A 15,894-nucleotide genomic window follows, 5' to 3' on the forward strand; every position below is an offset into this window, starting at 1 on the left:
CGCGTTGCACTGATCCTGGCGATTGCGTTCAAAAAATCGACCGCCGACGGAAACGCTTTCATTCGCCGGTCACTTTTTGCGGCGCTTTGGCCATCGATACTGCCACGGCCATAGATCAGAAACCCACGATCGGACGAAGAAGGCGGCCGAGCAATCCGTGAAGGCGCGTATCGCCTTCCAGCGCGGCAAGACACACGCAGTCCGATTCCTGCCCGACGACAGGCCGATGATCCACATCGTCGTCGGCCTCGTCCAGATCCCCAGGAAAATATCGGCCACGCTCGTCGGCCAGCGATCCAGACAGAATTTGCATGAATTCGAGGCCGGTATGCCCATGAGCCGGCAGATGAAGCCCCGCCCTGCCTTTCAGCAGCATGACTTTTTCGTCAGGGCTACCGGGAATCTTGACCTTGCTCCATTTGAAGCCTGGCCCCAGCCATTTCCACGGTCCGACCTCGCAGTGCTGCATCGCCCGTGGGAGTTCGATTCCCAATTCCGGGTGCTTGTTCACGGGCCGCTCTTTGGTCTGCAATTGTTGGATAACCTCAAGACGCTCCATGGTGCGTCCGAACAAATCCGCTGCTAGCGGAGCGGGTGTCGTCTCATCCAGGATCGCGCCGCCAACGGCCTCAAAGTGCGCCATATGGTTGCGGCAGACCGCACATCCTTCGAGATGGACGGAAACGACAAGCGCAGGACCTGCGCCCAATGCGCCGGCCGCCATACGCATCAGCGTTTCATAGCTTGGGTGATGCTTGATCGTCATATATCGCTGTCCAAAAGGGTCCGAAGCCGATTCAATGCGAGCCGCACACGGGATTTTACGGTGCCGAGAGGAATGCCCAGCTCTCTTGCAATCTCCGCATGCGGCTTCTCGGCAAAGAACGACAGCCGCACAATGGTTGACTGATCGATCGGCAGGCTTTCCAACGCCTTGCGCACCCCTTCCTCCCGTTCGGCAACGATGGCGATATCTTCACCCGAAGGCGGCATCTCGGGTTCATCAGTCGGATCCAGAAGATTATCGGCAGTCCGAGATCGCATGCGGCGCAGACGGTCGATCCTTTGATTGCGGGCAATCGTAAACACCCAAGTCGACGCGCCGGCTTTACCGGGATCGAAATAGGACGCTTTTCGCCATACCGCTATCATGACCTCCTGGGCCACTTCCTCCGCGGCGGCATCTTCAAGGCCCGATCGCATGAGGAAGCTTTTGACGCGAGGCGCGAAATACCCGAAAAGTTGCGCGAAGGCATTCCGGTCATGCTTCCGCGCAACCGCGCCGATGAGACCGATAAGTTCCTCAGGAGACGGCAGCACATCTTTTTGCCTTGCCTCGTTCAAGACAACCAGCCTCGCTGCCGGACGGACCTGCCGCGCAATCCTAGTTCCAAAATATAAGCTCGCTGCATCCATTTGCCCTTCATACGCCCGCGCCCTGTAATCGGATCACGCCAGGAGTGATCTATCGGACGCCAAGTTCCGTAAATATTGGCAGTTTGGCGCGCGGAGGGAAATCCTTTGAATGGAAAGATTGCAACAACGGACGGACGTAACGGGTGGGAACCTAACCGGGTGGCTGATCAAGGCCTCGACGTCGCTGTCGTGGGCAGCGGCATTTCCGGGCTGTCCGCCGCATGGCTGCTGGCAAAAAGCCACCGGGTCACTCTCTTCGAATCCGATAACCGTTTGGGTGGACATAGTCACACGGTCGATGCTGCAGGCCTTGCGGTGGACACCGGCTTTATCGTCTTCAACGAAACCACCTATCCGAACCTGACGGCTCTGTTCGAGCACATCGGCGTCGCCACCAAGCGGTCAGACATGTCGTTTGCCGTTTCCCTCGACGACGGCCGTCTCGAATATTCCGGCACCGGATTGCTGGGGCTTTTCGCGCAAGGCCGGAACGCGATCAGCCCGCGATTCTGGATGATGTTGCGCGACCTCGTCCGCTTCTATCGTGAAGCGCCGCGAAACGTTGCGGCGCTGGGCATGATAACCCTCGATGAATACCTCGACGCAGCGGGCTACGGCGATGGATTCCGTAACGACCATCTCTATCCGATGGCGGCGGCCATCTGGTCGACCCCGGCCGCGAAAATCGGTGCCTATCCCGCGGCTTCGTTCATTCGATTTTGCCAGACGCACGGTCTTCTGAAGCTTACTGGCCGCCCGGCTTGGCGGACAGTGGTCGGCGGCAGCCGCTCCTACGTGCGGGTGCTTCGCGAAGCCATACCCGAAGTGGTGACCGACTATCCGATCAAGACGATTGCCAGTACTGCAAAGGGCGCCGAAATCATCGGGCTTGATGGTCATCGCCGCCACTTTGATAAAGTTGTCATTGCCACGCATGCGGACCAGGCGCTGGAGATGCTTGCCGATCCGAGCCCCGAGGAACAGCGTGTTCTCGGCGCGTTCGAGTACATTGTGAACGACACCGTCCTTCACTCCGACGCACGCCTGATGCCGCAACGGCAGCGGGTCTGGTCGAGCTGGAACTATATGACCAGGGATGACCATGACGGTCGCAGGCTTGCCGTCACCTACTGGATGAACCGTCTTCAGGGAATCGAAAGCAAGCGGCCGCTGTTCGTAACGCTCAACCCTCACCGCGAGATCGCACCCGACGCGGTCCTCAAGCGAATGAGCTACAGTCATCCCCGTTTCGACGCCCGGGCAATGCAGGCGCAAAAGGAGCTTTGGTCGTTGCAGGGCCGGCGCAACACATGGTTCTGCGGCTCCTATTTCGGCGCAGGGTTTCACGAAGATGGGCTGCAGGCCGGCCTCGCGGTCGCCGAAGCCCTCGGAGGCATGCGACGACCCTGGACGGTTCCGGACGAATCCGGACGCATCCATGTACAGGTCAGCGAGGCCGGCCTGCCGGAGATGGAGGCCGCCTGATGTCGGGCTTCAACTCGGCGCTCTACGCTGGCTCAGTGATGCACCACAGGTTACGGCCGCGCGAGCACCGCCTGCGCTACAGCATCTTCTATCTGTTGCTCGATCTCGACGAAATCGACGCACTGGCGAACAGACTTCGCTTTTTCTCGCACAATCGCTTCAACCTCTTCAGCTTCCATGATCGCGATCACGGCGAGGGGTCGACACAATCGCCACGCGACAAGATCATCCATCATCTGGATGAAGCCGGCATCGAAACGGGTGGGCCGATCCGGCTGCTCACCATGCCGCGCATCCTTGGATACGCCTTCAATCCGCTCAGCATCTATTTTTGTCATAGGCGCGACGGCTCACTGTCAGCGATCTTCTACGAGGTGAACAACACCTTTGGGCAGCGCCATAACTACCTCATTCCGGTAGCTCCCGGCATAACTGGGCCGGTGCGGCAAGAAAGCCAAAAATCCTTTTATGTCTCGCCCTTTATGACCATCGACATGATCTATTCCTTCTCTATCGTGCCTCCGGGAAAGGATTTGTCGGTTTCGGTTATCGGTCGCGATGACGATGGACCGCTCATTATCGCCAAGCTGACCGCTGTCAGGCAGGATTTGTCAGACGCCTCTCTAGCCCGCGCGTTCATCGTCTATCCGCTGCTGACGTTCAAAGTCATCACGGGCATCTATTGGGAAGCACTGCTGATCTGGCTGAAGGGGATCCGTCTCTATCCGCGGCCCGCCGCACCGGATCGGTCCGTCACCATAGGGCGCGGAGCAACCCCTGAAAGCAGTCGAGAGAAGAGAAGCGTGCATGACGTTTGACATCAAGACGAGAACCTTGAGCGGCTTTAAAAGGCCCAGAGAAAGCCTGGTCGCTCATTTGCTCGGCCGAATGATCGCGCGGATCGATTGCGGCCACATCACCATCGTGCTGCCATCCGGTGATCGTATCGAGCATTCTGCCGCGCGGTCTGGACCGTCCGCGACGCTTATCATCCATGACTGGCGAGCAATCCGGCGGCTCCTCAGCCACGGAGATCTAGGCTTTGCAGAATCCTACATCGACGGTGATTGGTCGAGCCCGGATCTCGTCGCACTACTGGAGCTGGCGGCGCGAAACATCGCGGTGCTCGATGGCAGTATTTCCGGCTTCTGGCCGGCCCGCGTGCTTAATCGCATTCGGCATGTTTTGCGCCCAAACAGCAGGGCTGGCAGCCGGAAAAACATTTCTTTCCACTATGATCTCGGCAACGCCTTTTACGAGTGCTGGCTCGATCGGAGCATGACCTATTCATCGGCGCTCTATGCGCAGCCAAACCAGACGCTCGAAGAAGCCCAGGAAGCCAAGCTGTCACGAGTAGAAGAACTCCTGGACCTTCGAGGCGGCGAGAACGTTCTCGAAATTGGTTGCGGCTGGGGCACCTTGGCCATGAGATTGGCTCGCGCAGCTTCCCACGTTACCGGCGTTACCTTATCGACCGAGCAACTGGCTTATGCTCGAAAACGCGTGGAACAGGAAACGCTGGTCGACAGAGTGAACTTGCAATTGACCGACTATCGCGACGTCGACGGTTCCTATGACAGGATCGTATCAATCGAAATGTTGGAGGCGGTCGGCGAAGCTTACTGGCCAGCTTACTTTGAAACTCTGCATGAGCGCCTGAACGTCGGCGGCAAAGCCGTTCTACAGGTGATCACGATCGACGAGGCGCGCTATGAGGCCTACCGCGGTTCGCCCGATTTTATTCAGCGTCACATTTTTCCGGGAGGAATGCTTCCGACCAAAGCGATCATTGCCGAACAAGGCGCGCAGGCCGGGCTCAAGCTGGTTTCGACGCAAATGTTCGGCCAGAGCTATGCGGCCACACTTTCCGAGTGGCGCAAACGCTTCCTGGCGTCATGGCCAGACATCGTCGAAATGGGTTTTCCAGAGCGCTTCCGTCGGCTCTGGGACTATTACCTCTGCTACTGCGAGGCTGGCTTCAGGACAGTCACCATCGATGTTGGCTTTTTTGTTTTCACCAAAAGCTGACGGTTTGGATGGAAAAGCATAACTTCCTGGGTGAGCTCACGGTCTGCTCCCACCCGGGCGCAAAAAGGCTACGACGGATTACCAGAACAAGCCTGCAGCAAACGGGCTTCAGGCATTTGTGCGACTGCCGTTTTCGCGCGACGCGGTCCTGACGCCGAGAAAGGCAACGATTGCGAGGCTCGATGCCGATGGTCGGCACGCCGCAACTCAACTTTGCGTGAATGGGAAATCCACAACGCAGGCTCCTTCGTACAAAGTTCTGTCAGATGACAGCGAAACAAGGAGGACTCCATGACCATGAAATTGTTGAAAGCCGCTATGTTTTCGATGGCACTTGCAATGTCTGGAACCGCTTATGCGGCCAATCCGATGGTAGGCGGCGCGCCAATGTACGCCAGCAAGAACATCGTCGAGAACGCGGTCAACTCGAAGGACCACACGACGCTTGTAGCGGCTGTCAAAGCAGCCGGTCTCGTGAAGACGCTCGAAGGACCGGGGCCATTCACCGTGTTCGCACCGACCAACGAAGCCTTCGCAAAACTCCCTAAGGGGACTGTCGATACGCTTCTCAAGCCGGAAAACAAGGACAAGCTGGTAAAGATCCTTACTGCGCATGTCGTCCCCGGAAAGGTCACTGCGGAGGATCTTATAAGCGACATCAAGAAGAATGGCGGCAAGTATAACATGACGACGGTGAGCGGAGATTCGCTGACAGCCGAACTGAAAGGTAAGCATGTCTACATCATCGATGAATCTGGTGGCGCTGCAGAGGTGACCATCCCGGATGTGATGCAATCAAATGGCGTCATCCACGTCGTCAACGCTGTTCTCTTGCCGAAATAAGCCGCGTGAGCCGTGGGCGGTGCTCCCAATGATGGGGCACCGCCCATTTTGATTTGATCATCTGCGTATCATCGTGGCGTAGCGAGAGTATTGAGCTTGATGCTCATCATTGCGCATCTGGTACTTAACCCGCGACACTTATCCATTTCTGTCGCTATGAACGACCCCATGCCCCTAGACTAATATTTCCCGGAGATGTCGATGACCTATCGCCCGCCCAAGATTCCGACATCATATATCACCGCCAAAGATGTATGGCTCTCTCGGAGGTCGTTTATTTCCTATGGCGCGGGAGCCGCTGTCGCGTCGATTGTACCCGCGGTGGCGGCCTCAGCGCCTATATCCGCCGCGAAAGCGGAGTACACCGTTGCCGACAAGCTGACGCCCAGAACCGATGTAACCACCTACAATAACTTCTACGAGTTCGGTTTGGATAAATCAGATCCTTCACGCAACTCCGCGGCCTTTAAGCCGCTTCCGTGGACCATCAAGGTCGATGGCATGGTAGCCCGACCGACGACCTTTGGTTTTGAAGACATTATGACGATGTTTCCGCTGCAGGAACGAGTTTATCGGATGCGCTGCGTCGAGGCTTGGTCGATGGTCATTCCATGGGATGGCTTTCCGCTGGCGGCGCTTCTCGACAAGGTTGAGCCCCTGGGCAGCGCGAAATATGTTGCATTCGAGACTGTGGTGCGGCCAGACGAAATGCCAGGCCAAAAGGGGTTGTTCCAATCGTTGGCGTGGCCGTATGTCGAAGGGTTGAGGCTCGACGAGGCGCGTCACCCACTCACGATTCTGGCAGTCGGCATTTATGGCGAAACACTGCCCAATCAGAATGGAGCTCCCATCCGTCTCGTCGTGCCTTGGAAATACGGCTTCAAAGGCATCAAGTCGATCGTTCGCATCAGCCTGACCGACAAACAGCCCTCGAATACCTGGAACACGACGGCCCCCAATGAATATGGATTCTATGCGAACGTGAATCCGAACGTACCTCATCCGCGATGGAGCCAGGCGACCGAAAGGCGCATCGGAAATGGCGGTTTCTTCAGTTCAAATCGGATTCCGACAGAGATTTTCAACGGCTATGGCGAGGAGGTGGCTAGCCTTTACAACGGCATGGACCTCAAGGCGAATTTCTGATGATCTCAACTGTCATTCTGAGGCGTCGCTGGAACGGCAAGGCCATCTGGCTGCTCTATCTGGCAGGGCTCTTGCCTGCGGCATGGCAATTTTATCTTGGCGCCACGGGTAATCTTGGAGCTGATCCGGTAAAAACGTTCGAGCTGTTTCTCGGTGTTTGGGCGGTGCGATTTCTGATTCTTACGCTAACCGTCTCACCACTGCGCGAGATTTTCGGATTGAACCTCATACGCTATCGGAGAGCGCTTGGCTTATTGTGCTTTTACTACGTGCTATTTCATTTCACCGTCTATCTGGTATTAGACCAAGAATTGGTACTGCACGCCGTAATAGCGGATGTCATGAAGCGACCCTTCATTATGTTCGGAATGGCGGGATTCGCTATACTGATGCCGCTCGCGATCACATCCAACAGCTTATCCATTCGCAGGATGGGAACGAACTGGGCACTGCTTCACCGGCTCGTTTACTTTGTCGCTCTATGCGGAGGGTTCCATTTTTATCTTGCGACGAAGGTTTTGTCGTCGCAGCAGTATATCTATTTGACATTAATTTCGCTGCTCCTGTTATACCGAATTGCCCGGCCCGCTCTGAAACGTAGAAAAAAGTCCGGCATACGAAAGCAGGGGCAGCATCTCCCTTCGGCTGCCCCAAACTAAATTGCCCACCATCGTGCCACTCCAGCCGATGGTATGAAAGCATTGCTTCCGACAACCTGCAGTCTCTCGACAATCGAGAACCGTCCAGCTCCGTGGCGTAGGGGACATGAGATCCAGAGCCCTAGATTTGGCGTATAAAGCTGCAGAAATTAGAAAAATGTTTAATTAGCGCTCGGTGCAATGAAAACGATAGAGCACACGCCCAATGTCGTTCTTGTACTCGGCAGCGCACCTGATGCTCTGGAAGTTCGTGAGTGGGATCGTTCCGCAATTGCATCGATTGTAGCCATAAACAATGCGTGGGTGATCCGCGACGATTGGGATTATTTGATATATCCTGACGATTTCCCAAGTGAGCGTTTACCCGCCACGCAGTCAACATCTGCCTTGAGGATCACGTCAGACGAATTTGTTCCTGCGCAGAACGAATTCGGTGGTTTCGTTTACGCGGGCGGGACCATGGCATTTACTGCTGCTTATTGGGCGCTTCATGCTTTGAAGCCAGACGTTCTCGTCTTTCTTGGCTGTGACATGATTTACTCCGAAGTGGGACGCACCCATTTCTACGGCAATGGAACGGCTGATCCACTTCGGCAAGACGTCACGCTGCGTTCTCTTGAAGCGAAGTCAAGCCGTCTGTTCGTGACAGCCCTGCGAGCAGGAACCATCTGCCTTAATCTTTCCAACCTCCCTCGGAGCAGATTGACTCTTCCGCGTACGACACTGGCGACACTTTCGCGCCTGACCACGCGTCGCATCAGAGCGTTGTACGAGATATTCTCAGGACTGGTCGTTCGGGAGGCCGAAGCCGCCGCAAAGTCGCTCGAGGCCAATTTGGGCTACTTCGTCGAAGACGGCCGGTACTGGAAAAAGATCACTGAATTCAGTGAATCCTGTATCGACCGTATCGATGCTTCATGGACCGACGCGATCGTTCGCATTCCGAGATCGTGCAATTCCCGAGATGTCTGCCAATGCAGAAACACCTGACCAAGGAGTGACGGAGCGCGAACAGTTTTGATGGTGGTGAAATCGCACCAGGCTCAGGAGAGAGAAATCTAATGGCGACGACGATTATTTACGGCGGTTCAGGCGGCATCGGTACGGCTATTCTCGGACGCATAAACGCCCGGGGTGAGAGTGTCCATCTCGTCGGGCGCGACACCAGCAAGCTTCAAAAACTTGCGGTGGAATCCGGAGCAACATTTACGGCTGTTGACGTGCTGGCTCCGGGCAGTTTCGAGCGTGTCGCTTCGGAAGTTCGCGGTTCCATCGATGGTCTCGTTTACGCGATAGGATCGATAAACCTGAGGCCGATCGGCCGCCTGACCGACGATGACTTCGTACGCGACTTCCGGCTCAACGCCGTCGGGGCAGCGCTCGCGATAAAGAACCATCTCCCGAGTCTCAAACAGAGCAGTACGGCTTCAGTGATTTTGTTCTCCTCGGTCGCCGCCTCGCAGGGATTTCCTTCTCATGCATCCGTCTCCATGGCAAAGGCGGCTGTCGAAGGGCTGACTATCGCGCTGGCCGCCGAACTATCGCCTACAATCCGCGTTAACTGCGTGGCGCCCTCGTTGACCAAGACGCCGCTTTCGGAATCCTTGACCAAATCGCCTCAAATGGCTGACGCCATTGCACAATTGCATGCGATGCGCCGTTTGGGTGAGCCTGACGATATTGCCGCAATTGCTGATTTCCTTCTGACACCAAAAGCCGGCTGGATAACAGGACAAGTGATAGGAGTGGATGGCGGACGCTCTCGACTGCGGACCAAGGGTTAAGTTAGCCCACGCGCGCCCACACAGGTAGAGACGGAAATATGTTGCCTGCGACCGCTATAATAGATGACCTCAGCAGAGAGCCACCAGCCGCTACGATTGGCAGCGCGTGGAAGCTTTTTACAGACGCAGTCATGGGCGGAATTTCCCAAGCAGTGATGGCCCGCGAGGAAGTTGCAGGCCGGTCCGCCATCCGTATGCGCGGCGACGTCCACCTGGAAAACAACGGAGGATTTGTTCAGGCCTCCCTCGATCTCTCTCCGACAGCCCATGTTGTGGATGCAAGTGGCTGGGACGGGATTGCGATAGACGTGTTCGGCAACGGCGAGGTCTACAACGTTCATCTGAGAACAGACTATCTGGAAAGACCCTGGCAGTCGTACCGCCAGGAATTTACGGCATATCCAGATTGGCGGACAGTAGTTCTGCGGTTTAGCGCTTTTGCTCCCTACCGCACCGCTATTCCACTTGATACACATCGGTTGAAGCGTGTCGGGTTAGTCGCAATAGGCCGCCCATTTCGTTGTGATCTGGCTATCGGTGGTCTGAGATATATTCGCGACGTTTCTCATGGCTTTGATCACGGAGAAGATATCAAGGGAAAACAAGCGGTTTTGAGGTCGCGAGCCATCTGATCGTGGCATGGGACCGACCGACGAATAACAGCATAATCACACGCGCCACCAAGGCGACAGTAAGTTAACGGCTGCGAAACCGAAGGACAAAATCAATGCGTGTATGTGGCCGCTCGATCGCCCTGGAAATACCGTCGTTAAGAACTCTCTGTCTGCTCAGTCGCGACACCCATATCGCCGCTGGCGAGGCAATGGACATAGCGACTGATCGGTCGCGATGAAAGTAGCAAAGACGAAGACAATCGTCCTCATCCTCGGCGATCAACTTAGCCATGACATCTCTTCGCTGCGGGGGTTTGACCCTGGGGAAGACGTGGTGCTCATGGCCGAGGTCGCCGACGAGACGACATACGTTCGACATCACAAACAGAAGATCGCCTTCATCTTGTCTGCCATGAGGCATTTTGCAGACGAATTGCGTGAACGCGGCGTCAGGGTTGAGTACGTCTGCCTAGACGACAAGGCGAACTCCGGCTCTTTTACCGGGGAATTGGTCCGGGCGGCTGCCCGTCACAAGCCAGATCGCGTCGTGGTTACCGAGCCCGGCGAATGGCGCGTGCGAAAAATGATGGACTGCTGGCCCGAACAGCTCGATTTACCTGTCGATGTTCGAGAAGATAATCGCTTTTTTTGCTCTATGGATCAGTTTCGAGCATGGGCGAATGGCCGCAAGACCTATCGCATGGAGTATTTCTATCGGGAAATGCGTCGTCGAACCGGCATATTGATGGAGGGTGACAACCCTTGCGGCGGTCAATGGAATTTCGATGCCGACAACCGCAAAAAGTTGCCGGACACGCTCAAAATCCTAGAACGGTTCGGTTCAAAACCGGATGCTATCACTCGCGAAATTCTGTCAATGGTTGCGCTGCGTTTCGCGGATCACTTTGGCGATCTCGAAGACTTCGCATGGGCGGTCACTCGAAAACAGGCACTCGCGACGCTAGATATTTTTATCTCTGAGGCACTTCCCCTCTTCGGCGACCATCAGGACGCAATGGCGATTCACGAGCCATTCCTCTTTCATGCGTTGATTTCGCCCTACTTGAACATCGGCTTGTTGAGTCCGCACGAAGTCTGTGCTGCGGCTGAGAACGCCTTTCGTCGTGGTGATGCGCCGATCAATGCAGTCGAAGGGTTCATCCGGCAAATTCTCGGATGGCGCGAATATGTTCGCGGAATCTACTGGCTAAAGATGCCACATTATGCCGAAACCAACGCTCTTGGCGCAGTCCGGTCGCTGCCCTGGTTCTACTGGTCAGGCGAAACCGACATGAACTGTCTTGCTACAGCGATAGCCGATACCCGGCGAAACGCCTACGCTCATCACATCCAGCGACTGATGATCACCGGCAACTTCGCCCTGCTTATAGGGGTCCGTCCGGCCGAGCTTGAAGAATGGTATCTGGCTGTCTACGCAGATGCCTTCGACTGGGTCGAATTGCCCAATACGCATGGGATGGTTCTTTTCGCCGACGGCGGTTTACTGGCATCAAAACCCTATGCTGCGTCCGGCGCTTACATCGACCGGATGTCCGATTATTGTGGGACCTGCGCATACAATCCCAAGATTAAGAACGGCCCTGGCGCATGCCCATTCAATTTTCTCTACTGGAATTTTTTGATCGAGAACCGCATTTATCTCGAGCAAAATCCCCGGATGGGCATGCCGTATCGGACGCTTGATCGGATGCCAAAAGAACGCGTGAAAATCATCACGCAGGAAGCGCGCGCGTTTATCGAAGGCCTATGACTAAAAGCCCTTGTGGCTCATCGAGCGGCGTGGTGCGCGACAATTCGCGCCCTGGCTCAAAACGCCTTACACCCAGCCTGCCAATTCCTTCCGGACCATATGCTCTATGACTTTTATGCCGTCCGTTCCGTCATTGAGGCACGGCACGTGGGTGAATCGCTCACCGCCGCTGTGAAGAAACGTTTCCTTCACCTCCACCGCGATCTCTTCGAGAGTTTCCAGGCAGTCGGAAACAAAACCCGGATTAATCACCGCGATTTTTTTTGTGCCTTCTCGTGCCAGTTTCTCGACGGTCTTGTCGGTGTATGGCTGCAGCCATTCTTCCGGACCGAACCTCGATTGAAACGTCACCATTATCCGGTTTTTACTCCAGCCGAGACGTTCCGTGAGCAGTCTCGTCGTTTTGTGACACTGGCAGTGATAAGGATCACCCTTCGTAAAATACGACATCGGGATACCGTGGTAGGAGGTCAGCAAGATCTCCGGATCCCAATCCAGAGTGGCGAGATGACTTTCGATCGAATGGGCGAGAGCGTCGATATAGACTAGATCGTCATGATATCGCGGCACCGTTCGGATTGCTGGCTGCCATCTAAGATCCATCAGCGCCCTGAAACTTTCGTCATTCACCGTCGCCGTCGTCGCGGCCGCGTACTGAGGATAAAGAGGATAGAGAAGTATCCTTTCGCAGCCGCATTTCTGAAGCTCTTCGATCTTGCTGCGTATCGACGGTTGGCCGTAACGCATCGCCCACTCCACCTGCACCGACGGAAGATCCGACAGTCTGCTGGAGAGTTGCAAAGCCTGGCTACGCGTATAAGTCCGCAGGTAGCTTTCCTCCTTTTCCTTGTTCCAAATCGTCTCGTAGGCTTTCCCGACTTTTTTGGGTCTCGTATTCAGCACGATGCCGTAGAGTATCGGATACCAGAGCCAACGAGACCACTCGATGACACGACGATCTGTCAGGAATTCTGCGAGATATCGGCGTATTGAAGCGGGATCCGTAGCATCTGGCGTGCCCAAATTAATCAGCAGTACGCCAATTTTGCCGAATTTTACCGTCGGATGGTTGGGGGGCAGGTTCTCAGTCAAGGTTCAATGATCCATTGCGAAAAAGAATTAGCCTCAGGATAGACACAAGCCTGACCCACGAAACTTTTACGTTCTGCTCTAAATAATCCTGTTCGCCTTCAATCGCTTGACTTCCTCGAGCGCCATCGAAAGCATGGTGTCCAGCTCAAAGAGAAGCTCACGTTTAGGATGGTTCAGAATGGCCTTGCGGATTTTTTCGATTTGTTTCTGAATGTCGTCCAACTCGGCCTCCTGCATTTCCAGCTACGTCTACGCGTGGAAGAGCCAAGCGGATCACTGCCGCGACGGAATAAGCAAACCCGGGCGATATCCGCGCCGTGACCTATTGCGGCAATGAGAAACGGCGGGGCGACGAAAATGGCGCGTAGGAATAGTTGGTCATGGCCGATCTGCCCGTAGCGGTCACGGCGGGGCGCCGTGTTTACGACAACACGCCGACAACCGTCTTTGTGCTCGTCCACAATGCCAGAAGGGAATTGCTCGTAATCCGCCGCGCCAAGCAGCCTGGCTACGGATTGCTGGGACTGCCAGGAGGCTATCAGATGCGTGGCGAGACATGGCAGGAAGCAGGCGCACGCGAATTGCTGGAGGAGACGGGCTGCTATCTCCAACCTTCGTTTTTAGAGTTTGTTTCGATTAGAACCGACGAATATCAAAACAACTTGATCATCGCCCGTTCGCAACGTTCCGTCTGCGTTGAATCCGAGAGAGACAATGAAGCTTTAGCCGTGTTTTTTTCAAACGAGATAGGAAACAGAAGCGACTGGGCTCATGGCGATCTCTACGAAGCGGCCGCTGCCTTTCTCTCTGAGATGAGCGAATGCCGCTGACACCGGATTAAGCTGCTTTGCCTTGGACGAGCATAGCTTCACGCATGCGGCGAATAACCATGTTGTCACGCGAATGAGCGGTTTATCGGCTTTAATCAACTTAGGCCCTTGAAGGCGTCGAGAGCGCGTCGACGGGCCAGATCGTGTTCGACGATTCTTCCGGCGTAAGCTTCAACCTTGCTCCCGAGCTGCCACGGACGATGGATGACGGATGGAGAAACATCGGCCAGTTCCGGCAGCCATCGTTTGACATAACGGCCATCCGGATCGAATTTCTCGCCTTGGAGAACCGGGTTGAAAACGCGGAAGTAAGGCGCGGCGTCCGCGCCGGAACCGGCGACCCATTGCCAGCTCGCCGCGTTGTTGGCCGGATCGGCATCGACAAGCGTGTCCCAGAACCACGTCTCGCCCTGGCGCCAGTCGATCAGCAAATGCTTGACCAGAAATGAGGCGACCACCATGCGCACTCGATTGTGCATCCACCCCGTGGTCCAAAGTTCACGCATGCCGGCATCGACGATCGGATAGCCCGTCTTGCCGAGCTGCCACGCTCGAAGCACGTCGGCATCTGATCGCCAAGGCATCGCATCAAATTTAGATTGCAGGTTTTGAGTCGCGATTTGTGGATTGTAATAGAGCAGGTGGTATGAAAACTCGCGCCAGCCCAGTTCGGAACGGAATTTTTCGAGATCTCGATGCAGCCCTGGATTGGTGGCCGAATTGGCGGCGGCCTCTGCGGCGTGCCACAGCTGCCGGGGCGAGATGTTGCCAAAGCGCAGATAGGGCGACAGTCGCGATGTCGCCGATCGGTTAGGAAAATCTCGAAGGTCTGCGTATTCTTTCAAATGCTCTTTCAGAAAAAATTCGAGCTGGGCCTGCGCGCCAGCTTCCCCGCGTCGCCAGCATGATCGCAGCCCGCCCGCCCAATCAGGCGATGACGGCTCAAGCGCCAGATCGATAAGCTCAACTTCCGTTGATGCTTGATTGCACGAACCATTGAACAGGTTTATCCGCGAGGGAACGCCAAGTGGCTGGCCAGGCTCGCCGGCCTCATGTGCGGCGCGCCAGAATGCGGAAAAAACACGGAACGGGGTGCCGGACTTGGTCTTGATCGACCACGGCTCGTAAAGCAGGTGGCCATTGAAGCTTTCCGCCTCGACCCCCTGTGCCTTGAGGGTGGCTTTCACGGCCTCGTCGACGCGGCGCTCGACAGCTCCATAGCGGCGGTTCCAGTAGACTGCCGCCGCGTTGCTGTCAGCCGCAAGCTGCGGCATGACCGTCGATGCAACCCCTTTATGGACGCAAAGACGACCGCCAAGGGCGCGCAGCGCATCGTCCAATTCCTTCAATGCGCCATGGAGCCACCATCGCGCCGCGCCACCGAGCGGGCGCACCCCCTCGGATTCCTCGTCATGCACGAAGACGCAGATGATCCTATGGCCACAGTTCGCGGCAGCGGTCAGCGCCGGGTTGTCGCACAGTCGAATATCGTCGCGAAACCAGACGATAACAGGACGTTCGGACTCGGGAAAAGGCGTTTCGGCGGCCATTGTCTGCTGCCGCTAGCCGTTCAGGCGCCAGATTTCGAAGTTCAGCAACGACGCAAATGCGACCCACGCCGCGAGAGGTATCAAACAAGCAGCGGCGACCAGATCGAGCCTACGGAACCGATCTATCGTTGCCAGGATGAGCAGGAACTGCGGTACGATGTTCAGCAAACCGGCGAGCGGATTGTTCAGCCCAAAGAACAGCCATGACCATAGCGCATTCAGCGCCAGCTGCAGGAAGAAAAACGTCAGCGCGATACGGCGCTCTGCCGGCCTGTCAGAAACCTTCAGGATGCGCCAGGCGGCATAAGCCATCAATAGGTAAAGAGTTGTCCAGACCGGAGCGAAAATCCAGTTCGGCGGGTTGAACGACGGCTTGACGAGGCCTGCGTACCATGAGGCGAGATTAGGATATGTCGCCCATTGACCCAGGAGCGACGCCGCAATCACGGGGATCAGGGCGACCAATGCTCTGATCCATACCGGCCGATTTATATTTTCTCGATTTTCCATACGATTGTCCTGAACCAAGCGCTTGAAATTCGATCAAATGCGATACGCATTTTGTATCGAAATTTTTCCTCAAAATTGTTTACGCGGTGAAGGCGGGCTTGGATCAGTAAAGCTTGCCGTGGATTTGCGAGCGCGATGATGTCCCAGCCGCTACGAAGGAAGGAGC

Annotated in this window: 17 protein-coding genes; 11 read left to right on the plus strand and 6 right to left on the minus strand. The window is 55.8% G+C overall.

Annotated elements, in window-relative coordinates; translation table 11 throughout:
* Nucleotides 1-115: 115 nt before the first annotated feature.
* Both ACFJIU_RS24040 and ACFJIU_RS24045 read right to left on the minus strand, forming a co-directional pair.
* Nucleotides 116-766 (minus strand): ChrR family anti-sigma-E factor, encoded by a 651-nt coding sequence (locus tag ACFJIU_RS24040; protein WP_379064257.1) that lies wholly within the window; start codon nt 764-766, stop codon nt 116-118.
* Nucleotides 763-1,344, minus strand: a complete 582-nt coding sequence (locus ACFJIU_RS24045; RefSeq protein ID WP_379064259.1) for a sigma-70 family RNA polymerase sigma factor — start codon at nt 1,342-1,344, stop codon at nt 763-765. The genes ACFJIU_RS24040 and ACFJIU_RS24045 overlap by 4 nt, the downstream gene beginning before the upstream one ends.
* 231 nt (nt 1,345-1,575) lie before the next feature.
* Between ACFJIU_RS24045 and ACFJIU_RS24050 the strand changes: the two genes are divergently transcribed.
* The 10 genes from ACFJIU_RS24050 (at nt 1,576) to ACFJIU_RS24095 (ending at nt 11,746) form a co-directional block, all read left to right on the plus strand.
* Nucleotides 1,576-2,901 carry an NAD(P)/FAD-dependent oxidoreductase gene (locus tag ACFJIU_RS24050; protein ID WP_379064261.1) on the plus strand — a complete coding sequence of 442 codons (1,326 nt, stop codon included), beginning with the start codon at nt 1,576-1,578 and terminating at the stop codon, nt 2,899-2,901.
* A complete protein-coding gene (locus tag ACFJIU_RS24055) occupies nt 2,901-3,719 on the plus strand; it encodes a DUF1365 domain-containing protein (protein ID WP_379064263.1) in 819 nt (272 codons plus the stop codon). The genes ACFJIU_RS24050 and ACFJIU_RS24055 overlap by 1 nt, the downstream gene beginning before the upstream one ends.
* A complete protein-coding gene (locus ACFJIU_RS24060; RefSeq protein WP_379064265.1) occupies nt 3,709-4,929 on the plus strand; it encodes a class I SAM-dependent methyltransferase in 1,221 nt (406 codons plus the stop codon). The genes ACFJIU_RS24055 and ACFJIU_RS24060 overlap by 11 nt, the downstream gene beginning before the upstream one ends.
* A gap of 291 nt (nt 4,930-5,220) precedes the next feature.
* Nucleotides 5,221-5,772: a fasciclin domain-containing protein gene (locus ACFJIU_RS24065; RefSeq protein WP_379064267.1), complete on the plus strand. Its 552-nt coding sequence runs from the start codon at nt 5,221-5,223 to the stop codon at nt 5,770-5,772.
* A 201-nt stretch (nt 5,773-5,973) separates the two neighbouring features.
* Entirely contained in the window at nt 5,974-6,918 is a 945-nt protein-coding gene (gene msrP, locus ACFJIU_RS24070) for a protein-methionine-sulfoxide reductase catalytic subunit MsrP (protein WP_379064269.1), read from the plus strand.
* Nucleotides 6,918-7,577 (plus strand): protein-methionine-sulfoxide reductase heme-binding subunit MsrQ, encoded by a 660-nt coding sequence (gene msrQ / locus ACFJIU_RS24075; protein ID WP_379064271.1) that lies wholly within the window; start codon nt 6,918-6,920, stop codon nt 7,575-7,577. Before msrP ends, msrQ begins: the two co-directional genes overlap by 1 nt.
* 180 nt (nt 7,578-7,757) lie before the next feature.
* A complete protein-coding gene (locus tag ACFJIU_RS24080; protein ID WP_379064273.1) occupies nt 7,758-8,567 on the plus strand; it encodes a hypothetical protein in 810 nt (269 codons plus the stop codon).
* 71 nt (nt 8,568-8,638) lie between these two features.
* The gene (locus ACFJIU_RS24085) at nt 8,639-9,361 is read left to right on the plus strand and encodes an SDR family NAD(P)-dependent oxidoreductase (RefSeq protein WP_379064275.1); all 723 of its coding nucleotides are present in this window, start codon (nt 8,639-8,641) and stop codon (nt 9,359-9,361) included.
* Nucleotides 9,362-9,492: 131 nt separating this feature from the next.
* A complete protein-coding gene (locus ACFJIU_RS24090; RefSeq protein ID WP_379064277.1) occupies nt 9,493-9,993 on the plus strand; it encodes a CIA30 family protein in 501 nt (166 codons plus the stop codon).
* A 217-nt stretch (nt 9,994-10,210) separates the two neighbouring features.
* Complete coding sequence (locus tag ACFJIU_RS24095; protein WP_379064279.1) at nt 10,211-11,746, plus strand: cryptochrome/photolyase family protein; 1,536 nt, start codon at nt 10,211-10,213, stop codon at nt 11,744-11,746.
* 66 nt (nt 11,747-11,812) lie between these two features.
* Here ACFJIU_RS24095 and hemH read toward each other — a convergent pair whose 3' ends face one another.
* Both hemH and ACFJIU_RS24105 read right to left on the minus strand, forming a co-directional pair.
* A complete protein-coding gene (hemH, locus tag ACFJIU_RS24100; protein WP_379064281.1) occupies nt 11,813-12,838 on the minus strand; it encodes a ferrochelatase in 1,026 nt (341 codons plus the stop codon).
* 78 nt (nt 12,839-12,916) lie between these two features.
* The gene (locus ACFJIU_RS24105; protein ID WP_379064283.1) at nt 12,917-13,060 is read right to left on the minus strand and encodes a hypothetical protein; all 144 of its coding nucleotides are present in this window, start codon (nt 13,058-13,060) and stop codon (nt 12,917-12,919) included.
* A 158-nt stretch (nt 13,061-13,218) separates the two neighbouring features.
* Between ACFJIU_RS24105 and ACFJIU_RS24110 the strand changes: the two genes are divergently transcribed.
* Entirely contained in the window at nt 13,219-13,668 is a 450-nt protein-coding gene (locus ACFJIU_RS24110; protein ID WP_379064285.1) for an NUDIX domain-containing protein, read from the plus strand.
* Between the two features lie 95 nt (nt 13,669-13,763).
* Here the strand turns inward: ACFJIU_RS24110 and ACFJIU_RS24115 are convergent, their stop codons facing one another.
* The gene (locus tag ACFJIU_RS24115; protein WP_379064287.1) at nt 13,764-15,218 is read right to left on the minus strand and encodes a cryptochrome/photolyase family protein; all 1,455 of its coding nucleotides are present in this window, start codon (nt 15,216-15,218) and stop codon (nt 13,764-13,766) included.
* A gap of 12 nt (nt 15,219-15,230) precedes the next feature.
* Nucleotides 15,231-15,683, minus strand: a complete 453-nt coding sequence (locus ACFJIU_RS24120) for a TspO/MBR family protein (protein WP_379064289.1) — start codon at nt 15,681-15,683, stop codon at nt 15,231-15,233.
* Nucleotides 15,684-15,894 lie beyond the last annotated feature (211 nt).

It is taken from the genome of Mesorhizobium sp. UC74_2 (assembly GCF_042701485.1).
GTDB lineage: Bacteria > Pseudomonadota > Alphaproteobacteria > Rhizobiales > Rhizobiaceae > Mesorhizobium.